At 46.3% G+C, this 21,167-nt stretch carries 17 protein-coding genes; 1 reads left to right on the top strand and 16 read right to left on the bottom strand.

Annotated features, from left to right (window positions below):
• Positions 1 to 165: 165 nt before the first annotated feature.
• Complete coding sequence (gene mntR / locus NYE45_RS19425) at positions 166 to 594, bottom strand: transcriptional regulator MntR (protein ID WP_062835284.1); 429 nt, start codon at positions 592 to 594, stop codon at positions 166 to 168.
• 192 nt (positions 595 to 786) lie between these two features.
• Here mntR and splB point away from each other — a divergent pair, with 192 nt between their 5' ends.
• Positions 787 to 1,857, top strand: a complete 1,071-nt coding sequence (gene splB, locus NYE45_RS19430; RefSeq protein ID WP_264927762.1) for a spore photoproduct lyase — start codon at positions 787 to 789, stop codon at positions 1,855 to 1,857.
• 148 nt (positions 1,858 to 2,005) lie between these two features.
• Here splB and NYE45_RS19435 read toward each other — a convergent pair whose 3' ends face one another.
• From NYE45_RS19435 to pflA, 15 genes are all read right to left on the bottom strand, one after another.
• On the bottom strand, positions 2,006 to 2,719 hold the full coding sequence (locus tag NYE45_RS19435; RefSeq protein ID WP_340013660.1) for a cytochrome c biogenesis protein CcdA: 714 nt from the start codon (positions 2,717 to 2,719) through the stop codon (positions 2,006 to 2,008).
• Between the two features lie 49 nt (positions 2,720 to 2,768).
• Positions 2,769 to 3,572, bottom strand: coding sequence for a metal ABC transporter permease (locus tag NYE45_RS19440; RefSeq protein WP_062835287.1), 804 nt, complete (start codon positions 3,570 to 3,572; stop codon positions 2,769 to 2,771).
• Positions 3,573 to 3,624: 52 nt separating this feature from the next.
• Positions 3,625 to 4,401, bottom strand: coding sequence for a metal ABC transporter ATP-binding protein (locus NYE45_RS19445; protein WP_340013661.1), 777 nt, complete (start codon positions 4,399 to 4,401; stop codon positions 3,625 to 3,627).
• A gap of 81 nt (positions 4,402 to 4,482) precedes the next feature.
• The gene (locus NYE45_RS19450) at positions 4,483 to 5,472 is read right to left on the bottom strand and encodes a zinc ABC transporter substrate-binding protein (protein WP_340017403.1); all 990 of its coding nucleotides are present in this window, start codon (positions 5,470 to 5,472) and stop codon (positions 4,483 to 4,485) included.
• 304 nt (positions 5,473 to 5,776) lie between these two features.
• On the bottom strand, positions 5,777 to 7,837 hold the full coding sequence (gene metG, locus NYE45_RS19455; RefSeq protein WP_340013662.1) for a methionine--tRNA ligase: 2,061 nt from the start codon (positions 7,835 to 7,837) through the stop codon (positions 5,777 to 5,779).
• A 419-nt stretch (positions 7,838 to 8,256) separates the two neighbouring features.
• The gene (gene yidD / locus NYE45_RS19460) at positions 8,257 to 8,508 is read right to left on the bottom strand and encodes a membrane protein insertion efficiency factor YidD (protein ID WP_264927769.1); all 252 of its coding nucleotides are present in this window, start codon (positions 8,506 to 8,508) and stop codon (positions 8,257 to 8,259) included.
• Positions 8,509 to 8,510: 2 nt separating this feature from the next.
• Positions 8,511 to 8,975, bottom strand: coding sequence for a Fur family transcriptional regulator (locus tag NYE45_RS19465; RefSeq protein ID WP_145322670.1), 465 nt, complete (start codon positions 8,973 to 8,975; stop codon positions 8,511 to 8,513).
• A 338-nt stretch (positions 8,976 to 9,313) separates the two neighbouring features.
• A complete protein-coding gene (locus tag NYE45_RS19470) occupies positions 9,314 to 11,566 on the bottom strand; it encodes a stalk domain-containing protein (protein WP_340013663.1) in 2,253 nt (750 codons plus the stop codon).
• A 276-nt stretch (positions 11,567 to 11,842) separates the two neighbouring features.
• Complete coding sequence (nagZ, locus tag NYE45_RS19475) at positions 11,843 to 13,462, bottom strand: beta-N-acetylhexosaminidase (RefSeq protein WP_340013664.1); 1,620 nt, start codon at positions 13,460 to 13,462, stop codon at positions 11,843 to 11,845.
• A 31-nt stretch (positions 13,463 to 13,493) separates the two neighbouring features.
• Positions 13,494 to 15,125: a response regulator gene (locus NYE45_RS19480; protein ID WP_340013665.1), complete on the bottom strand. Its 1,632-nt coding sequence runs from the start codon at positions 15,123 to 15,125 to the stop codon at positions 13,494 to 13,496.
• Positions 15,122 to 16,957 (bottom strand): sensor histidine kinase, encoded by a 1,836-nt coding sequence (locus NYE45_RS19485; protein ID WP_340013666.1) that lies wholly within the window; start codon positions 16,955 to 16,957, stop codon positions 15,122 to 15,124. Before NYE45_RS19485 ends, NYE45_RS19480 begins: the two co-directional genes overlap by 4 nt.
• A 32-nt stretch (positions 16,958 to 16,989) precedes the next feature.
• The gene (locus NYE45_RS19490) at positions 16,990 to 17,820 is read right to left on the bottom strand and encodes a carbohydrate ABC transporter permease (RefSeq protein ID WP_340013667.1); all 831 of its coding nucleotides are present in this window, start codon (positions 17,818 to 17,820) and stop codon (positions 16,990 to 16,992) included.
• Entirely contained in the window at positions 17,820 to 18,704 is an 885-nt protein-coding gene (locus tag NYE45_RS19495) for a sugar ABC transporter permease (protein WP_340013668.1), read from the bottom strand. The genes NYE45_RS19490 and NYE45_RS19495 overlap by 1 nt, the downstream gene beginning before the upstream one ends.
• A 51-nt stretch (positions 18,705 to 18,755) precedes the next feature.
• Entirely contained in the window at positions 18,756 to 20,123 is a 1,368-nt protein-coding gene (locus NYE45_RS19500) for an extracellular solute-binding protein (RefSeq protein WP_340013669.1), read from the bottom strand.
• A 222-nt stretch (positions 20,124 to 20,345) separates the two neighbouring features.
• Positions 20,346 to 21,098 (bottom strand): pyruvate formate-lyase-activating protein, encoded by a 753-nt coding sequence (pflA, locus tag NYE45_RS19505; protein ID WP_340013671.1) that lies wholly within the window; start codon positions 21,096 to 21,098, stop codon positions 20,346 to 20,348.
• Positions 21,099 to 21,167: the final 69 nt, after the last annotated feature.

The raw sequence follows: 21,167 nt of genomic DNA on the forward strand, positions 1-21,167 counted from the left end.
CGGTAAATTCTACTAGTTTAATAGACGCTCCTACCCATCGTTTAGTTGCGAAAATCACCAAATTATGGTGTTAATCCAAACAAAAAAATGCTTCCTGCCATTAAAACGGCAAGAAGCATCCTTTGATCACAGGATACGATTCATTGTATATCACCATGTTGAAACTTAAGACTCCGTATTACTCATGACGTCCTGAAGATTTTTGAGGTCACGCAACCGACTCTCGTCCTGACGGAAGTATTCGACCAAAGACTCAATACATGTAATGGAGTCCCAACTCAGGTGATGTTCAATGCCTTCAACATCATTGTAAATATTCTCTTCCTGAACACCAATCGTCGTCAAAAACTGTTCAAGCAGATGATGGCGCTCCATCAAACGTTTGCCCATCTTTTTGCCTTTTGGCGTAAGCACCAGTCCGCGGTACTTCTCATAGATCAGGTACTCGTCTTTGTCCAGCTTTTGGATCATCTTCGTCACCGATGAAGGATGTACTTCCAGTCCTTCAGCTATATCAGACACACGAGCATAGCCCTTTTCATCAATTAATTTGTATATACGCTCCAAATAATCTTCCATACTGGGCGTTGGCATCTGCTTCCCTCTCTTCTCTCTGACCGGCCCCTATTCGTGCCTGGTCCCTATCTTATAATGATACATGTTATCAATACGCATTGGCAAGTCCTGCACAATTCGGAGCGTACTGTTACGCAAGTAATTGGCAGGCGTGACTTCTCCCCAAACGAGGCAAACTAAGCAAAGTTTCGCATCGAAAGGAGTGATTTCGTGAGTACAAGTGTAGCCTCACCGCCAGTTCGTAAAGCAAAAGGTACTAAACCCTTTATTCCCGATTTGGTGTACTTTGAACCCGGTGCGCTGGAATATGATAAAGGTAAACGAATTATGGAATGGGTCACATCCAAAAACATACCTTATCAGATGACCACATCCCATAACCGGATCACGAACCTGCCTGGTGAAACCGAACAAGAAAAGTACCGGATGGCGAAGCGTACTCTGGTTGTTGGTGTGCGCAAAACACTCAAGTTCGACCAGTCGAAACCTTCAGCGGAATATGCCATTCCCATCTCTACAGGCTGTATGGGGCACTGTCATTATTGTTATCTTCAAACTACACTTGGCGCTAAACCTTATGTCCGTGTGTACGTCAATACGGATGAGATCATTCAGGCTGCGAAAGGATACATCGAAGAGCGTGCGCCTGAAATCACGCGATTTGAAGCCGCCTGTACGTCCGATCCCGTAGGACTCGAGCATATCACGGAAAATTTAAGTGACTTGATCCGTTTTATGGCGGAGGAAGAATATGGACGTTTGCGCTTCGTAACCAAATATCATCACGTTGATCCATTGTTGAACATTAAGCATAATGGCCACACTCGTATCCGCTTTAGCGTCAATTCGGATTATGTCATCAAAAACTTTGAACCGGCTACTTCCAGATTTGAAGAGCGTATTGAAGCTGCTGGCAAAATTGCACATGCTGGTTATCCTCTAGGATTCATTATCGCTCCTATTATGTGGTATGAAGGCTGGGAAGAAGGATACTCGGAGCTTTTGCAGAAGCTCGCAGATACTTTGCCAGAAGAAGCAACCAAGGATCTTACGTTTGAGATGATCCAGCACCGTTTTACCAAAACGGCCAAAGCGACTATTGAGAAGCGTTATCCCAAAACCAAGCTGGAGATGGATATTGAGAAACGCAAGATGAAATGGGGACGCTGGGGCCAATACAAGTATGTGTATAAGGATGACCAGCAAGATGCGCTGCGGGAGTTCATTACGGAACGAATCTTTGAACATTTCCCACTAGCCAATATTGATTACTTCACCTAAACGAAAAAAAGGCTCGACCAAATTCATATGCTGTGATATGCATTCCTAACAAACGATTAAAAAGCAGGTTACATGACCCAGAGTGACTCTGGTTAACATGTAGCCTGCTTTTTCATGCATTTTTAAAATTCAAATTCAGTTCATACGTTTAAATAATCATCCAGTCTGGTGTAATCTGCTGCAACCAGATGGTAATCTTCGTCATCTGATCTGTAAAAAGCAATACGCCAAGGAACAGCATTAATGCTCCCCCGATTTTCATCATGACATTGGAATACCGTAAGATCCAACGTGTCGAACCGATGAAAAACGCCAAAATGAAGAACGGTATCGCAAACCCTGCCGTATAGCCTGTAATCAGCGCCAGCCAGGTTGTGGGCTCACTCGCAGCCATCGCAATGATTGTTGCCAGAATGGGGCCAATACAGGGCGACCAGCCTGCCGAGAAACCAATACCAAATATAAATGAGCCCAGATATCCAGCAGGCTTCCATTTCATATCCAGCTTGCGTTCCTTCATCAGAAACTGTGGTTTGAACACACCAAGCAAAAACAATCCCATAAGCATAATCAGAATTGCAGACAATTGCCTGATCAGCTCACGGTTATCATTAAAAAACTGGCCAAACAATCCTGCACCCAGGCCAAGCGAATAAAATACAGCCGAGAAGCCTAGAATAAACGCCAGCGTGTGCGTCATCGTCTTAAAACGGACTTCTCGCTGATTGCGGTCATCCTTCAATTGTTGCACCGTCATACCTGTGATATAGGAAAGGTATGATGGATACAGCGGAAGACAACATGGTGATATAAATGAGACCAAGCCTGCTACAAAAGCCATCCATACATTAACATCAGGCATGAAGCGGATGTCTCCCTTCCCCGGGCTCACGTGCTTGCTCGTTCAGTCGTCAGGCTCGGAACCCTTTTTTTCCAATCATCGTCAGAATCAGCATCATGATCAGCAATAATACGATTGTTGCTCCAGGTGCGAGGTTCCAGATGCCTGCTACGACCAGTCCAAGGACTACGGCAATTTCGCCGATCACCACGGACAGAATAATGGCAGATTTGAAACTTCGGGCCATCAACAGGCTGACCGCTACCGGAATGGTCAATAGCGCTGACACCAGAAGCGCACCGACAATCTTGATCGCCGTGCTAATGACGAGTGCTGTCATCACCGTGATTAACATATTCAGAATTCTCACAGGCAACCCTGTAACCGCTGCCGCATCTTCCTCAAAGCTGAGCAGGAAAAATTCCTTATGTAACAACGCCACTACGATGACCACGATCAGCGTAACCACACCTACCAGCTTCAGATCCGTAGCGTCTAATGTATATATACTACCGAACAAGTAACTCATGACATCTGCATTATATCCTTTGCCCAGCGTGAAGAACAATGAAGCCAGCGCCACGCCTCCGGACATGATAATAGCAATCGATAATTCGGCGTAAGTCTTGTACGCTTTGCGCAGCTTCTCAATCGCAAATGATGCAAGTACGGCAAATATCAAACCTACCGCAATGGGATACACTTCAATCAGGAATCCAAGTGCAACGCCGGCGATGGTCACATGAGACAAGGTGTCTCCAATCATGGATAAACGCCGTAATACCAGAAACAGTCCGATCAGCGGAGCGGTGATGCCAATTAGTAATCCACCCGCTAGGGCACGCTGAAAAAAATCACTCATTAATATTTCCAAAACAAACACGACTCCTTCGGCCTTACTCTAATCTAATGGGCCATAAACACGGCTAGCGTACCTGTGCAGTGGTATGTTGCAGGTTGGTTTCAGCACAATCCTGCACCTCATGCGAATGACGTACATGGAAATTAATTTTGCCATTCGTTACCGCAGCCTCAGAACCCAGATAACTCTCCATCCGATCCATATCATGAGACACCATCAGAAAAGTCATGCGGTGATGTTCATGCATATGCGTAATCAGTTCAAAAAAACTAGCCTGTGATTCAGCATCAATACCTACGGTTGGTTCATCCAGAATCAACAGATCCGGGTGATTAATAAGCGCTCGCGCCAAAAATACACGCTGCTGCTGCCCGCCCGACAACTGACCAATACGTTTGTTCGCCAGATCCTCGATCCGCATGACTTGCAGGGCATCCGTGCACTGTTGCTGACATTTGCGAGACATACGACGGAACATGTTTTTGTTATTGTACAAGCCGGACATGACCACTTCACGAACGGTCGCAGGGAACAACGGGTTAAATGCATTCTTTTGAGGCACATACCCAATGCGTTCCCAATCTTTGAACCTGCGGATCGACTGTCCGAATAGTTTAATATCTCCCTGCGCAGGAGGCAATAATCCTACCAGCATGCGCAGCAGTGTCGTTTTACCTGCCCCGTTGGAACCGATAATACCGACAAAGTCCCGTTCCTGGGCCATAAAATCGAGATTCTCAATCACCCGCTGGTCCCCATAGGAAAATGATAGTTTCTCGATCTCTATAATTGGATCATGACACAATGGCATGATTTGCTGCATGGCAAAGCCGCCCTTCATTATATATAAGGATCCCATAGCGTCCTAAGAGCCTTCACCGCGAACGGTAAAGACTCTTAGTTCTGAATCCTTCATTCTATCTTATTTTAATGCGATCAGCAGATTTTGCAAATTTTTCTCCATCAGGGTGAAATAATCGTCCCCGTTTGTTGCCTGCTCTTTGGTCAACCCCTCAACCGGATTAAGGACCATGGTTTCCACGCCTGCTTCACTTGCCAGTGTTTTCGCCAACTTGTCAGATACCAGCTCTTCGAAGAAAATGTATTTAATGCCTTCATCTTTAACGAGTTTTGCAAGCTTCACGATATCCTGTCCTGTCGGTTCAGCATCCGGGGAAAGTCCCATAATGGCATGCTGGCTTAATCCATAATCACGTGCAAGGTAGCCGAACGCTTGGTGCGAGACAACAATTTCCTTGTTCGGTACTGTAGCCAGTTCATCCGTAAAACGCTGATCAAGCGTCTCAAGCTTCGTACGGAGCTCTTCGTAACGTTGTTCGTAACCTGCTTTGTGATCAGGGTCTGCCTCGACGAGACTATTTTTGATGTTTTCAGCCATGATCATGGCCGATTTCGGACTAACCCACGTATGTGGATCCGTATGATGATCAGCGACATCTTCACTGGTAGCCTCATCTGCGTGTTCATCTGTATGCTCGTCTTCATGCTCTTCGCCGTGACCATGCCCATCATCACCCTCAGCGGTTAACAGCTTAACACCTTCGCTGACGGCAACCGACTTCACCTGTGTATCACTGTTCAGCGACTTCAGGAAATTCGGTACCCATCCTTCCAGTCCAGCTCCATTATAGAAGAACAGCTGTGCCTTGGACGTATTCACAATATCCTGACTCTTCGGAGTCCAGTCATGTGGCTCTACTCCCGTTGGCAGCAGGTTAATGACATTGGCATCTTCACCACCGATTGCAGTCGTAAAAGCATATACAGGATAAAATGTCGTCACAACATTTACTTTGCCTTCCACCATCTTGGCACTATTGGAACTATCCTGCCCACACGCAGATAATACCAGCAAACTGAGAATAAGCAGACCCGTCCACAGCAACTTCATGCTGCCTCTTTTGCTCGTCTTGCCTGTCAGGTTAGCCTTAACTTGATGTTGCTCTTTATAAAATGTCATTATCATTCACTCCGCATCTCTTAATCGTAAACATTACTGAAAAAATTATAGGTAACCTGAACCTACTTGTCAAGCTATCTCATCCTATTCATTCTTTCCTGAAGTACGGAGTTCATAACAGTATATGCTTGTTCTCTTCCCGTCAGATGCGAATTCTTCCAACAAAAAAAGAGGCCCGAATTACATCGGGCCACCTTGATTGAAGCAGCTAAAAGTATTATGAAATTGATTCTTTTTATTTCACTTGTGCGCCATTAGGCATGTTGTCTGGAACTGTAGCCAGTGTAAGCTGGTCGCCATGGGACGCTGCAAGTATCATACCCTGAGACAGTTCACCACGAAGTTTCACTGGTTTAAGGTTAGTCACACAGATGACTTTACGTCCAACCATCTCTTCTGGCGAATAGAACTTCGCAATTCCCGATACAACCTGGCGCTGCTCATAACCCAGATCCAGCTGCAATTTCAGCAACTTATCTGCTTTTTTGACCGGTTCGCAGGCAATGACTTGAGCGACACGCAGTTCAACTTTGGCAAAATCGTCAATCCCGATCTCTTCCGTACCCTCAGGTGCAGTTACCGGTTCAACAGCTGCCGAAGCTCCAGCATCTGCTTGACTTGCTTCAGGCTGTGCCGCTTTCTGGCCACCAGTCATTGCTTCGGAGATATAAGCAATTTCCTGTTCGGAATCCAGACGCGGGAAGATTGGATCGCCTTTTTGCAAGGCATTTCCAGCTGGAACCAGGCCCCATTGCTTGGCTGAATCCCAAGCTGTGAGTTCGCCTTCCTGAATGCCGAGCTGTGACCAGATTTTATGAGGAGCACGTGTCAGGAACGGTTGCAACAAGATGGAAGAAATCCGCAAGCTTTCGATCAGGTGAGACATGACGGATGCCAATTCGTCGCGTTTCGCTTCATCACGAGCCAGCGCCCATGGTTGTGTCTCATCAATGTATTTATTCGTGCGGCTGACAAACTGGCTGATCGCCGTCAGTGCTACGGAAAACTGCAGGTTTTCCATCGCCTGTTCCACTTTTTCTACCGTGGCATGACCTGCTTCCTCCAGTGAAGCATCAAATTCAGTTACATTGGAAGCAAACGCCGGGGCTTTGCCTTCAAAATATTTGTCTACCATCGCAACTGTACGGTTCAGAAGGTTACCCAGATCGTTGGCGAGGTCAGAGTTGACACGCTCTACGAAGCTCTCCGGTGTAAATGTACCATCAGAACCAAATGGCACTTCACGCAGCAGGTAATAACGCAACGCATCCAGACCGTAACGGTCAATCAGGGTAACCGGATCAACGACATTACCTTTGGATTTGGACATCTTGCCATCCTTCATCAACAACCAGCCATGTGCAAAGACTTTCTTCGGTAAAGGCAAGTCCAGCGCCATCAACATAATTGGCCAGTAGATCGTATGGAAACGAACAATTTCTTTCCCTACCAGATGAACATCCGCAGGCCAGAACTTGTTGTACAGGGATGCATCGGATGAACCGTAGCCCAGAGCTGTAATATAGTTGGACAACGCATCAATCCACACGTAGACCACGTGTTTTGGATCGCCTTTAACTTTGACGCCCCATTCAAATGTAGTCCGCGATACAGCCAAGTCCTCAAGACCTGGCTTGATGAAGTTGTTGATCATCTCGTTCTTACGGGATTCCGGCTGAATAAAGCCAGGGTTCTCTTCATAATATTTCAACAAACGATCTGCATATTTGCTCATACGGAAGAAGTATGATTCTTCTTTAACCAATTCAACCGGGTGTCCGCTATCCGGACTCTTGGCCGAGATAATCTCGCCCTTCTCATTCTTCTCCACATCCACCAATTGGGTCTCTGTGTAATACGTCTCATCCGGAATGCTGTACCAGCCTTCATACTCACCTTTGTAGATATCTCCCTGTTTCAGCAAGCGGTCAAAGATATCCTGAACCACGGTTTTATGGCGCTCTTCGGTTGTACGGATGAAGTCATCATTGGAAATGTCTAACTTTTTCCACAGTTCCTTAATCCCCACAACAATATCGTCGATAAAAGCTTGCGGTGACTGTCCTTTCTCTTGTGCCTTGCGCTCAATCTTCTGGCCATGCTCATCGGTTCCTGTCAGATAGTGAGCATCATACCCGCGTAGACGCTTGTAACGAACCATCGCATCTCCCGCCACTGTTGTATACGCATGCCCAATATGCAATTTGTCACTCGGATAATAAATCGGGGTTGTCAGATAAAATGTTTTTTGGTCAGCCATGAATGACTTCTCCTCCTTCAAATGTTCCTGCTTCATGTGATCCCTTCGTTCAAAACAACTAAAAAAGAACACAAAAAACTCCCGCCCCTATGGGACGAGAGTTGCTCTCACGTGTTACCACCCAAATTCCCCATGTTTTTCGCAAAACACAGGCTCTGTCGGTCCTTCGACCGCCCATTAACGCTGGATCACGCCTCAGCCTTACGACAGCAGCTCTGTAATCACTGTCTGCACGCTCGAAAGAGGTTCCTCCAGGACCATGTTCCATCCTCCTCCCAGACCGGTTCTCAGCTCATCCGGCTCTCTGCACTGGGGGTGTGTCTGTACTTATCCCTTCACTGGAAAATCATATAGGAAAAATATACTGAAATGCGGGCCCCTTTGTCAAGTGGACAGCATCCTCAAGTTCAATCCTGGCCTGCTTCCAGGCCACCCGAATACTTCAGGTTACATCGTTACTCTGATACCATCATGGACTTCTCCGTCTTCGGTGGTACCAGATCTACACCGCCTGGATGAAACGGGTGACATTTGGCAATGCGTTTCGCTGTTAGCAACGAGCCTTTGAGCGCACCGTGCACTTCTATCGCCTCCATGGCATAAGCCGAGCAGCTTGGATAGAACCGGCATGTTGGCGGCGTCAATGGAGAGATATAGTTGCGGTACACCCGAATAGGTGCCTGAGCTATTCTACGTGATAGCTTCATGGTCAGTGCTTCCCGTGAGCATGTTGATGTCCAGACGCCGCTTTGGCCGGCGCATGCTCAGCACAGTCCTTGCAATATCCAAACACCTCGAACTTGTGATCCACAACCTGAAATTGCTCAGGAGCATCCGCAAGCTGCATTGGGCAAAAAACAATAGGATATGTCTTCTGACACTTCAGACAGATCATATGATGGTGATGATGATCTTCACTACAGTGTGCTCTGAATTTAACGCCATCTTCAAAGATGACCTGTTCCAGTACACCCAGTTCCTGCATCACACGCAAATTCCGATATACCGTGTCAAAACTCAGTCCGCTATAAGTCTTACCCATATATTCATAGACGTCCTTGGGTGTAAGATACCCGGGCGACTCGGCAAATAACCGGGCCAAAGTTTTCCGCTGATCGGTAATGCGGAGCCCCTGTGAGGACATGGTTGAAATAATCTGTTCTGTCGACAGCATGATCTAAAGCACCTCCTGTCATACGAGCATTTTGCATCATTCATAGAGCGACAGTTTATTCGGCAAAAGCAAACACTTTTGCTTTCTTGTATACCTCTAATAATGCATCAAATTACGATTAGAGTCAACGAAGCTACCGGGTTCTCCCATTTCATCGCCATATAAAAAGAACTCCACACATGCCATGTCATTATGTTTAGCCTAAAGCTAATGACATGGCATGGACACGGAGTCCTTTCTTGACGGTTCAGATGATTAATCGTTTGGGCGACTTTTGGGGTGAACGGGTATATATGATATAAGCTTTCACTCCAAACCGTCCGTGCATGTTCATGATATTACTTTTCAGCCGGAAGCGGCGTGAACAGCAGGTTAACAGGCAAGTTACTCCCTGGTGCCGCCGAGAAGAGAATCGTTACACTCTCGCCGTACGAACCTGTGCGATACATCACGCTTTGCTCATTAGGTGCAGTTACAGATTTACCTGTGGAAATCTGAACGACCTGTCCGTTCACGAGTGCCACACCTGAGTATCTGCCCCCACGAGGGTTGAATGAGATCAACGTGCGTGGAGCCACATTATTCAATGTGATTTTGTACAATACACCGAAGTTACCTGCGTTGGATGCTTCCGTGTACGCCATAGGATCCGTTCCTACAAGGTTTGGATCACTTGCATTATCTCCAAGTGGAAGACGTGCAGGCTTCGAACCTACTTCTTGATCGTACGTAATAATCCGTGTTGCATTTGGATAGGTACCACGGTTGTGAACTCCATCACGATCCAGAACCGGCAGGCTCGACAACACTTCCATCGGGTCCTTGTTTTCTTCGATCATGATAATGTTGTAATCCAGTTCGTAGTCACTGAATACATCTGAATACAAGGAGATGACTTGTCCCTGTTTCATCGGAAGAAGGCTCAGATCATTGAGAATCAGCTTGCTTTCTCCTGGCTGGATGTACACTTTCTTTTGTCCCGTGCCATTCTGCATGGATTGGAACCAACGGTCAATCGACAACTTTCCAGCTACCGTTGCAAAAGGAGACGGTCCTGCAAAGCCCATGTTTTGCTGTTCAATGGACGCCGTGTAAGCATTGTTGTTTGTCGCTACAACGTACATTTTCACGTTTTTGCCCGTATTGTTCACATGGTGAATCATGAAGCGCGTCTGTCCGAAGGAAGATTCCTTGTACACGATGCCTTCCGTATTCACAGTTTCCGGGCTGTTACTGCGGATCAGCAGACTTGGTTCGTCATAATACGTGAAAGGAACTTTCTCCAATGCCGGTACTCCGCCACCGTCGAAGGTAAATTTCTCACCGACGGGTGTGAACAATTGGTTGAAGTCGGACAAACTGTATAGCGTTTCGCCCGTAATATTGATCATCTTGGTATAGCTGTCGCTAGCACCATGTTTATCGGTAACTGTAATCGTTACGGTCTTCGGTCCTGGAACAAAGAATGCAAGGGCATTGTTATCCCATTCTGTTTTTACAATCGCATTTTCATCATCTGTACTTTGATCAATATAGGTGATTTTCTCACCCATTTTATATTCTTCCTTATCTGTTGTAAACATCGCAACTGGTGGCAGATTCGGTCTTTCAACCTTAATCGTGACCGAGTATGGATCACTCCATTGACCACTCGAATCCTGGACCGCATAGGTTACCGTATATGTACCAGGTTGGTCGAATGAATCCTGACGGCCAGTCCAACGCTCATCAACAATGCTGAGTCCTTTGGGAGAACTGGATTTTGTCGTGTAGGTTACCTGGTCTCCAGCAAAAACTTCTTTTTGTACCGAGAAGCTGGCTACCGGTTTGGTACTCAAATTCAATACAACCGTTTTCGCAGGCTGGTTTACTTTATATGTGATGTTCAGGGCCTGCGTAATCGACGTCAGCGGCACCATGAACGTATTCTTTTGTTGATAAGCCGCGCCCTTCATCGTTCTGGACACACCATTAACGGTATAGATCTTGCTGTTTGTTTTGAAACGCAGCTCATCTTCACCACTAATAATGATCGTTTCTTTGGTCGTGTTATCGTATTTAACATCATAGCCGACCCGATCTACCAAAGCACGGATGGCTACATAGGATACACCATTTTTAACAGCCATTGGCTGCCCGGCAAGATATGTTTTGCCATCTTGTATCATTTTGTTGCTGTTCATATATAACGTGAGGTCTCCACCCCCGCCTCCAGCGACAAATGAACTCCCTGTAGACGGTTGCTCCACTTCTACCGGTGCAGGTGCTGGTGTTTCCTCAGCTGTACCTTCTTCGTCCGTCGGTTCCGTTACCGGATCAACCGGAGTACCGTCTGTTCCTGTAGGAACATTGGTTTCGGGATGCACTTCTTCAGTTGTTTCATTATTTGATGTTGGAGTGTCTGTTCCGGATTTCACTTCGGATTCCGCGATGGTTTGTTCTTTCTTCACAACCTCCACGGATTTAACTTTGGCTGTATTCACTGGTGTAGTATCGCTCTGATCAGCTGATTGTGCATTCGCAGGAATCACTGCAAACGCCTGAAAAACAGCAAAAGCGGTAAGTATGGACAATTTTTTCTTGAAATTCATTCTTTGTCTTTGGCTCCTTCTGCTCCCATTTTATAAATATCCCCCTCAAAAAGTCATATTATTAGACGCTTGGGACCGGGAAAAGTTGCTAAAAAGTTAAGAGGAGAATTGTAAACTTTTAATAGAAGGAAAATACTATGAAAATAGTTATCTATCAATAATCTTTATTAGCATTAGATCCCAAATAAACCCAATCGAAATTTTCAACAAAAAAATCTCTCTAGAAGATGGCCAAGTAGCACCATACCCTAGAGAGAATTGAATGATTCAATATGTCTAACGTAAACGGACAGGCAAACTTCCTGTAGGCTCCAACTCACCAGTTAACACGAGAGATAGTGCCCGGACAACTGTAGGTGTATTTTCATAGGTACACACATAACTTCCCGGCAGTGAAATCTCCAGTAGATCATATGGATTACGAAGAGCAACTACAATTAGAGAATGATTTTCACTCAGCTTTTCAACCAGATACCGTTGCCCTTTCGGAAGATGACCTGAGGATGTGTACGTACATACGATGACCTGCTCAGCCTCCGATACATCCATTAATATCCGGTCTGCTTCATCATACGATGGCTGAGTTGTTATTTTAAGCTCACGAATTCTGCCTCGCAGCTGTGATAGCGCCACGCCAAGGGAATCTGTGTGGGACCATGGTTCATCCACTTCTGTCCGTTGCACAACTTCAGGCCAGATGACATACACATCCTTCTCTGGGTCCAACGGCAGCAGCCCTTCGTTATGAACTACAGTTATACTGCTTGAAGCAATTTTGAACAATGTAGATTCAATCGACTCAGTGGAATCAACGGGTTCAATATTTACTGCTTCGGCAGTTTCATTCGTTTCCGGCGAAACAAGACCCGTATCCCGGTACCCGCAGCGCGCTGCCTTCCATGTAATAATACGTTCCAGTGCCTTGTTAATGATATCTTCCGAAATTCGCCCTGTTCGCACTGCTTCAATGATTGCTTCCACAGCAGCAACCTGATCTTGTAGGGTATGACTCACCAGAATCAGATCTGCTCCTGCTTCCACAGCACGAATGGCTGCTTCAGCTACCCCATATGGTTTGGATATCGCATGCATTTCAAGACAGTCTGTAATAATAATGCCCTCAAAGCCCATTTCTTCGCGTAACAGACCGGTTAACACTTTACGCGATAATGTGGCCGGAATAGGCTCCGGTTCAATCGCTGGAAAAATAACATGAGCTGTCATAATGGCATCGACTCCGGCTTCGATAGCCCGGCGGAACGGTAGTAATTCGATCTGTTCCAACCTGTTTCGATCATGAGGTACAGTGACCATACCGAGATGAGAATCTACCGCAGTATCCCCATGTCCAGGAAAATGTTTGGCTGTTGCAGCTATGCCTTGTGATTGATATCCCGTTATGGCCGCAGCTCCATGAGCGGCTACACTCTCGGCATTTTCACCATATGACCGTACACCAATCACCGGGTTAAGAGCATTGTTATTCACGTCCACAACGGGCGCAAGGTTCATATCAATACCGATGCTTTTCAACTCACGACCCAGAATTCGGGCACATTCAAGCGTATATTCCGGATTGCCTGTCGCACCAAGCGCCATGTTGCCCGGTACTTGGGTCACACCCTCTTTGTCGATCCGTGCGACCATACCACCTTCTTGATCGACCGAAATCATGAGTGGTAAATCCCCCACTTCAGCAGCAATACCTTGCAGTTCTTCGGACAGTCGCGTCAATTGATCTACACTTTGCACATTACGCCGGAAATAGATGACGCCCCCAACGTGGTAGTCACGGATTAAGCGAGTAATCTGTTTATCTGCGTGCTGACCGTGAAATCCACACATCAACAGTTGCCCTACCTTTTGCTCCAACGTCAAATTATTCAATGCTTTCATACAGACCTATCCCTCCGTTTCCCCCTGGAGACTACGAACCCAGCCGTTGGCTCTGCCTGTACTCCGATGGTTTCATATTAAAATGTTTATGAAACACTTTGGAGAAATATCGGCGTTCTTTGAACCCCGTTGCTTCTCCAATCGCTGTAATGCTCCATTCCGTTGTACTTAATAACAAGGCGGCATTTTCCATACGTCTCTGAGTCATATATTCCACAAAGGTAATCCCCATATGGGTTTTGAATAGCTGACAAAAGTAACCCGGGCTGATTCCAAGCCAATCTGAGACTTCATCTATACCCAAGTCCTGTTGCAGTCTGGCGTTCATGTAATCACATGCAGATCGGATCATTTCCGCGATCGAAGGACGCGGTTGAGTTTGCTTACCTTGACAGGCATGAATAATAACCTCTGCAAGTTCAATCAGTTCTCTCATGGATACAGCCTCTTGCAGGGCATTCCAGAAATTCACTTCGTCTTGGTTAGCCATGACATTGACTTCGCGCAGTTCCCGAAGCATGTGTACTAGCATATAGCGAACATGGGTTTCATCTATTTTGTCTATAGATTGCTCAGCATTCCCCATTCGCTGTTTAAGCGCATTCATTACATCCTGTAGTCCTTGCTTATTCCATTGCCGAATGCACCGTGTGATAAGCTCCAGATCGTCTCTTGTTATCCATGTACCGTCCCTTTTGGAAACCTTATGACCATACGATAATAAAAATCCCGTGCATTCCGGATTCAATACCTTGTCTTCACTTTCGGAATGTGTCATTAGAACTTTCTGACAATGCTGGTACCGTTCAAGGATTTGCTGTTCCAGTTTTACGGGTACATGATCCTGAACTACCCTTGCTTTTACACCTGAATCCATGGACAACATTGCATTCAATTCAAATAATAGTTGATGTGCCAACTCCTCTGATTGAAGTTTCCACTCGCCCGATGCGTCCAGCAAGAGGCACCACTCACCTTTGCGGGTAGAAAGAACCTGGCAGTCATTAGAGATTCTGTCCGTAACTCCCCTCAGCATGGAACTTATCGCCTCATGCCATCTAACATGCTGGACCTCGGACCAGCCGATGGAATGGCGGAAATAACCGACTACATCCACCAGTAGCAACGTATAGCCTACAGAAGGAGGCATGAATGGAGGCTCAGAGACAGTATCAGAAATTTTCATCGCGGCTTCTCCTCGCAACAAGTCAATCAACTGTTTATGCCTGATCCAACTTGCCATCTCCAAGCTGCGATAGCGTTCTGACTCGTTTTCCAGACGTCTCTTCTGGATCTGTCCAGCAAGTTCACGCAATTTATGTTCCAGATCCAGATAATCAATTGGCTTGCATATGTATTCATGTACATTATATTGGATAGCGGTTCGAGCGTACTCAAACTGTTGGTATCCCGTCAGTAAAATAATTTCACACGTTTCACCCTGCTCTCGCAGCAGTCGAATAAGTTCCAAGCCATCCATGGACGGCATCCGAATATCGCATAAGATAATGTCTGGATGACTTTCTGTCACTTTACCCAGCGCTTCTAAGCCACTTCTCGCTGTACCCGTTATTTCAATCCCCATCTCTTCCCAGGGTAAAATATAACTTAGATTCTCCAAAATCGGCAGCTCATCGTCAACCAGCAACGCAGTCAGATTCATCCGGCTTCCTCCTGCTCATATAATGGAATAATGCATTGAATAACTGTGCCATAACCTGGTGCTGAACATATAAATATGCCATATCCAGCTCCGTATTGGATACGAATTCGATCTGCCACACTTCGTAATCCCAACCCTCGGCGCTCCGTTATGGAGGACAATGATTCCGTTCCTTCCCTCAACATATGGTCATGAGGATCTTCTACCATATACTCAAATCGTGCGAGCATTTCCTGGGGAATACCGATTCCATTATCCTCAACACACAGCACCAGATGGTCTCGTTCTGCATATGCGCTTATCCGCAGCACACCTGGATAGGTGATCCCCTCAAACCCATGTTGTATGCTATTTTCCACCAGTGGCTGAAGTGTGAGCTTAAGCACAATTGAGGTATATAGATGCGGTGGAATGTCAATCTCATACGTAAATAAATCACTGAACCGATACTGTTGAATCTCCAGATAACTCTGCAAATGCCTTACTTCCTCACCCAGTGGAATCTCCTCCTGATCCTGAATGCTGATACGAAGCATATTGCCAAGTCTGGTCACCATCTCGCTTACTTTGCGCCCCTCACCACGCAGCGCTAATCCATTAATGGATTCTAAGGTGTTGAACAGAAAATGGGGTTTGATCTGGGCTTGCAGTACACGTAATTCCGCTTGAGCCTTCTGCTCTTGCTCTGCCCGAACACGACGGAATAATCCGCCAATACGATCCATTAGTTCATTGAAACCTTGAGCAAGCAGCTGCATCTCGTCAAAGCCTTTTCCTTCCACCCTCGCATTAAAATCACCATCATCCACACGACGCATAAACCTGACAAGTACAGCAATGTTACCCGTAATACGATTCATGAAAAAAAGATTGAAGATCATGGCTGCGAGCAGGCATGACAGAATAATAATGACAGACCAACCTGCGAAGACATTCGTTTCGGCAGATAAGGCTTCCCATGAAGTGACACTGACAAGACTCCAGTTATAGTTCTTCAGATGATATTGTGAGATGATGCTCTCCGTGCCGTCAAAGACCGTTCTGACACTGCTAAAACCTGGGCCATAACCGCCTGATTTCGAACCCAGATTTTCCATGTTTTCACCGTTATAAACACCTGCAGGATCATAGACGATCAGCCCTTCCTCATTCACCAACAGGAACGACGTGTCCTGTGCCGGATCACTGATTTGCAGATGGCGGAAGATCCGATCAATCTCCCCCTTTTTGATCTGAACAACGAGCACACCGATATTTTGAAAATAACTGAGTTCCTTGACCAGCCTGATCTGGGTGAAGACAGGTTCTACACCGGTTAATTCAGGATATTCCAGAGGTGCGAGCCATTTGGGGACACCATTAAGTTGCTGAATTTCGTTAAATAAGGGATGTACTTTGAATTGCTGAAAAGGAAGGGCTTGAAAGTTTTCTTTGGTGAAAATGGAGACAATCTGATTATTCTCGGACGAACGCAAATCATATAAAAAGGCGTAACTGATGAACGGATAATTATATAGAAGGGAACGGAAATTGCGCTGGCTGGCATTCAGGGATAACTGATTACCGGTTCCCAGATCCTGCTTGGTCGGATCTTTGGCGTTCAATGCCATTTGAAAAACCGAGGTCGCTATGCCGTTGTCGGTCACATTGTTAATCTGCTGAAATACATTCTCAATATTGTAGCTAATGGCCTGAAGCGCATATTCGGCCTGTTGATTGTATTTTTTCTCAATCGTATGTGATGTGACCAGAAACATGCCAATGCCCAGTGCACACATCGGTACAATGATCAGCAGCATAAAGGCCAAGGCCAGCTTCATTCGCAAGTTCATATCCCGTTCTCCCTATTCACTGGTACATGGTATTAACCTTTGACACCACCTGCAGTAACTCCTTCAATGATTTTCTCCTGCAGTATGCCGTAGATCACAAGTACGGGTACAACGCTGTACACAATGCCTGCCGACATCTGAGCATAATTCATCTGATATTGATCCCGAAACTGGACCATGCCCACAGGCAGTGTACGCAATTTATCGGTGGATAAGAAATAGTTGGCGAGTAAAAATTCGTTCCAGTTGCCGAGGAAATTGACGATAAAAACCGTAACGATGGCTGGAACCGTAAGAGGTATCACTATTTTAGCAAAGATACCCGGGGCCCTCAAGCCATCCATGACAGCGGCTTCCTCAATTTCTCCAGGCAGAGAGCGCATAAAAGCAGCCAGTATGATAATTGTAAAGGGGATCGCATTTGCCACATAGGGCACGATCAATGCCAGATGCGTATCCAATATGCCCATTTTTCGAACAAGCAGATAGATTGGCAGCATAAGTGCATTATTGGGAATAAGCATGCCCGCCAGAATCAGACTGTACAGAAACAGACTCCATCTCGGGTGTCTCATTCGGGTTACGGCAAAAGCAAACATGGCACCAAGCGCAATCGTGCACGCCGACGACAGAACCGAAATGTAGAGGCTGTTCCAGAAATACGTGCCAATCTTCGCATTCACCCAAGCCTCCACGTAATTGTTAAACTCCCATGTTGTGGGCAGTCCGAAGGGATTCAGGGCGATTTCATTGTTATCCTGCTTGAAGGAAGAGAAGATTACAAATAAAAAGGGAAACAAAATCGCAATTAAATACAGCATTAACAAGACATGAGGTATACTGCTTTTTAAGCTTTTCGCCATCAATATTCCACCCTCTCGGCCCGCCTAGCCACCAGTAGTTGATACACCGCAGTAAGCACAAGCGTCAGAGCAAAGATCAGCACTGCAATGGTATTGCCATAGCCATATTTGAAGTTGGTAATCGCATATTTGATCATGTATGTCGCCAGAACCTCGGTGGACCCAGCGGGCCCACCTTTGGTCATGACAATCACGATATCGGCTGCTTTCATTGCACCCGCAATGGACAACATGATAACCACTGAAATGATCGGCCGAATCAGCGGCAACGTAATTCGCATTGCACGTTGTACCGCCGTTGCCCCATCAATTGCAGCCGCTTCATCCAAATCACGGGGAATGGCCAGTATGGCCGCCAGCACCATGACAATGTAAAATCCGGTCCACTGCCAGGCATTGGTCACCAAAATGGACAACATGGCGAATCGGTTATCCGATAACCAGTAGATTGGATCAATGCCCAGCATATGAAGCATTTTGTTTAATAGCCCAATATTAGGTTCATAGATGAACCCCCATAAGATACCGATAACGGCTGTCGACATAATGGATGGTAAGAAAACAGCTGTTTTATACAGACCTTTCAGCTTCTTCACATTGGCAATCAGAAGCGAAAACAGGACGATCAGGGGTACTTGAATCAGCACCGAAAATCCGATAAAAAAGCCATTATTCCGTGTGGAAATCCAAAACCGTTCATCGGTCAGTGCCTTCACATAATTGGATAAGCCCACAAAGCGTGGCTCAGCGGATACCCCATTCCAACTCGTCAGACTGTAATACAGGGAGCTGCCAATAGGGTATAAAAAGAACATCACAAACAGAATTAATGCCGGCATTACAAACAGCGTATAGATTAACGGGCTGCGGAGTGAAGTATTCATGGTCAGCCTCCTTCAGTCACTTCAACGATCGCAGTTTCAACTTGGATTGGTCTACTCCACTGAAGCGTTTGCTTCTTCCTGTACCTTTTGCAGCTCTTCTGCCATTTTCTCTGGGGTGGTCTGCCCACCAATCAACTTCTGAATCTGCAGATTGCTGATCTCTGTCGTCACATCGGCTTGAACGAGTGCATCAAATGCCGGGAACGACGTCTTGGACGCATTGAGCACAGCCACGATTTCTTTCATCAGATCATCGGTAATGCTATCGGTCAGCACTTTCTCGTCCAGCTTCATCGCAGGCAATACACCATCTTCCACAAGGCCGCGGACCTGCATATCTTCATTGTAGAAGTTTTTGATAAAAGCTTTCACTGCTTCCAGCTTCTGTGGGTCATCCGCCACTGCTGCCGAGAATCCGTATCCATTGTTCACATCACGCATCAAAGACGTCTGATCTCCCGCTCCGTTCTCTACCGGAGGCATATTGAAGAATCCAACCTTGCCAATGAGCGATTCACCGCTCTGACCTTCTTTGAATACAGATGATTTCCATGTTCCGTCATACATCAACACCGCTTCTCCGCTCGTAAATTGCGTGGTATATTCGGCATACTCGAAGCCCAGCTCACCTTTTTTGAAATAACCCTTATCCACCCATTCCTTATGCTTGGCAAAACCTTGCACAACACCCGGGTCAGTCCACTTTGCTTCACCTGTTGCAAACTTTGCGGTAATCTCCGGTCCGGCAAACCGGGACCACAGGTGGTTGGTTAACATAAGCGGCACCCAACCTGCCTTGGATGCGGAAGCAAGCGGCACTTTGCCATCGGCCTTGATCTCGGCCAGTATATGATCCAACTCAGCCATGGTAGTTGGGGCTTTCCATCCTTTTTGTTCAAAGTACTCTTTATTATAGAAAAAACCTTCGCCAGAACCGCCAATCGGCAGTCCATATACTTTGCCTTCGTACGTAAACGGTTCAAGGGACGTAAACTGATCCTGAATGCCAAGCTCTTGCAAAATTGGAGTCAGATCAAGCAGCATGCCTTCCTTGGCATAGACTTTGGAATCCGGGCTGCCGAACAGTTCGAATATATCCGGCGGATTGCCTGCCGCCATCTCCCCGCGAAGCTTCTCCTTGCGATTCACATCGGATTCGACGCCATCCAGCGTAAAGGTCAGATTGGGTATCTCACCCTCAACTTTGTCCACAACATCCTGGAGAATGGCCAGTCTTTTCTGTTTGTCGGCCCCCACCTGTGTGTGGCGCAGAAGCATCTCAATCGGTTCCTTACTTGTCTCCTCCGCAGGTGTATTACCTGCACCTTGCTGTGGCTCGTTAGTTGAGCTTGCACATCCCGCCAAAGTCCATGAAGTGATAAGCAATAATGAAAGCAGCAATGTCATTCTTTTTTTCATCTGGTTGACCCTCCTCAAGATATTGAGCATTTGGCTTTACACTCTGATTATAAAAAGCCGGAGCTTACATCGTAAGGATGACAATTCATCAATGGAGGGATAAAATCCTTCACTGCACAAATAATCTTGCATGTACAATGGATCTCAGCAAAAAAAACAGCCCCTGCGAAGTATGTTCGCAAAGACTGCTTGGTTGATTGTTTTACAATATATAAAGGTAGATCACTTACCGGAACAAGCCATGCCAGCTGTTTCCTGGCGACCTTGTTCGATCAGGCGATACGCCCGCTCCACTTCTTCTTCACTTGGCGAAGGAACACCATCCAGTGGATATACTTTACCGAGCGCTTCCCATTTGTAAATCCCCATCTGATGATATGGAAGAATTTCGAACTTCTCGACGCCATTTAATGTGCCAATAAACCGTCCGAGGTTAAGCAGATCCTCTTCCTCGTTATGAATACCAGGCACATACACGTGGCGTATCCACATTTTTCGTCCTTGCTCCGATAGCCACTTGGCCGTTTTCAACGTTCTCTCGTTGGATTTGCCTGTCAGCTTAATATGTTTCTCGTCATCAATATGCTTGAGGTCCAGCAGAACCAGGTCTGTGTGATCCAACAGATCGTGAATCCGATCCGGTTCGTTGAATCCGTTGCTGTCCAGTGTCGTATGCAATCCCCAACGTCGCTTCACTTCCTTGAAGATCTCGGCTACAAAGTGAGCCTGTAACGTTGGTTCTCCGCCAGATATCGTGAGTCCGCCTCCGGAGCTGCGGTAGTAGGATAGATACGGTTCAATTTCTGCAAGTACCTCCTCAAGCGTCATTTCTTTTCCACCATCCAGCGCCCATGTATCAGGGTTGTGGCAATACTGACACTTGAGTAGACATCCTTGCATAAAAAGCACGAAGCGGATGCCTGGGCCGTCAACCGTCCCGAAAGTTTCGAGTGAATGAATATGTCCTTTAACCATGCTGCCTCTTCCTTTCTGTATCCGCATCCGCTGTGCGTTTAATATGGTTTGGAATGCCTTGCTCTAGCG

It is taken from the genome of Paenibacillus sp. FSL K6-1318, assembly GCF_037976905.1.
GTDB classification, from domain to species: Bacteria; Bacillota; Bacilli; order Paenibacillales; family Paenibacillaceae; genus Paenibacillus; species Paenibacillus amylolyticus_A.

What these genes read in the sequence shown, in the direction of transcription:
- mntR (WP_062835284.1), bottom strand. Translation starts at nt 594, where the DNA reads ATGCCAACGCCCAGTATGGAAGATTATTTGGAGCGTATATACAAATTA.
- NYE45_RS19435 (WP_340013660.1), bottom strand. Translation starts at nt 2,719, where the DNA reads ATGCCTGATGTTAATGTATGGATGGCTTTTGTAGCAGGCTTGGTCTCA.
- NYE45_RS19445 (WP_340013661.1), bottom strand. Translation starts at nt 4,401, where the DNA reads ATGAAGGGCGGCTTTGCCATGCAGCAAATCATGCCATTGTGTCATGAT.
- NYE45_RS19450 (WP_340017403.1), bottom strand. Translation starts at nt 5,472, where the DNA reads ATGAAGTTGCTGTGGACGGGTCTGCTTATTCTCAGTTTGCTGGTATTA.
- metG (WP_340013662.1), bottom strand. Translation starts at nt 7,837, where the DNA reads ATGAAGCAGGAACATTTGAAGGAGGAGAAGTCATTCATGGCTGACCAA.
- yidD (WP_264927769.1), bottom strand. Translation starts at nt 8,508, where the DNA reads ATGAAGCTATCACGTAGAATAGCTCAGGCACCTATTCGGGTGTACCGC.
- NYE45_RS19465 (WP_145322670.1), bottom strand. Translation starts at nt 8,975, where the DNA reads ATGCTGTCGACAGAACAGATTATTTCAACCATGTCCTCACAGGGGCTC.
- NYE45_RS19470 (WP_340013663.1), bottom strand. Translation starts at nt 11,566, where the DNA reads ATGAATTTCAAGAAAAAATTGTCCATACTTACCGCTTTTGCTGTTTTT.
- nagZ (WP_340013664.1), bottom strand. Translation starts at nt 13,462, where the DNA reads ATGAAAGCATTGAATAATTTGACGTTGGAGCAAAAGGTAGGGCAACTG.
- NYE45_RS19480 (WP_340013665.1), bottom strand. Translation starts at nt 15,125, where the DNA reads ATGAATCTGACTGCGTTGCTGGTTGACGATGAGCTGCCGATTTTGGAG.
- NYE45_RS19485 (WP_340013666.1), bottom strand. Translation starts at nt 16,957, where the DNA reads ATGAACTTGCGAATGAAGCTGGCCTTGGCCTTTATGCTGCTGATCATT.
- NYE45_RS19490 (WP_340013667.1), bottom strand. Translation starts at nt 17,820, where the DNA reads ATGGCGAAAAGCTTAAAAAGCAGTATACCTCATGTCTTGTTAATGCTG.
- NYE45_RS19495 (WP_340013668.1), bottom strand. Translation starts at nt 18,704, where the DNA reads ATGAATACTTCACTCCGCAGCCCGTTAATCTATACGCTGTTTGTAATG.
- NYE45_RS19500 (WP_340013669.1), bottom strand. Translation starts at nt 20,123, where the DNA reads ATGAAAAAAAGAATGACATTGCTGCTTTCATTATTGCTTATCACTTCA.
- pflA (WP_340013671.1), bottom strand. Translation starts at nt 21,098, where the DNA reads ATGGTTAAAGGACATATTCATTCACTCGAAACTTTCGGGACGGTTGAC.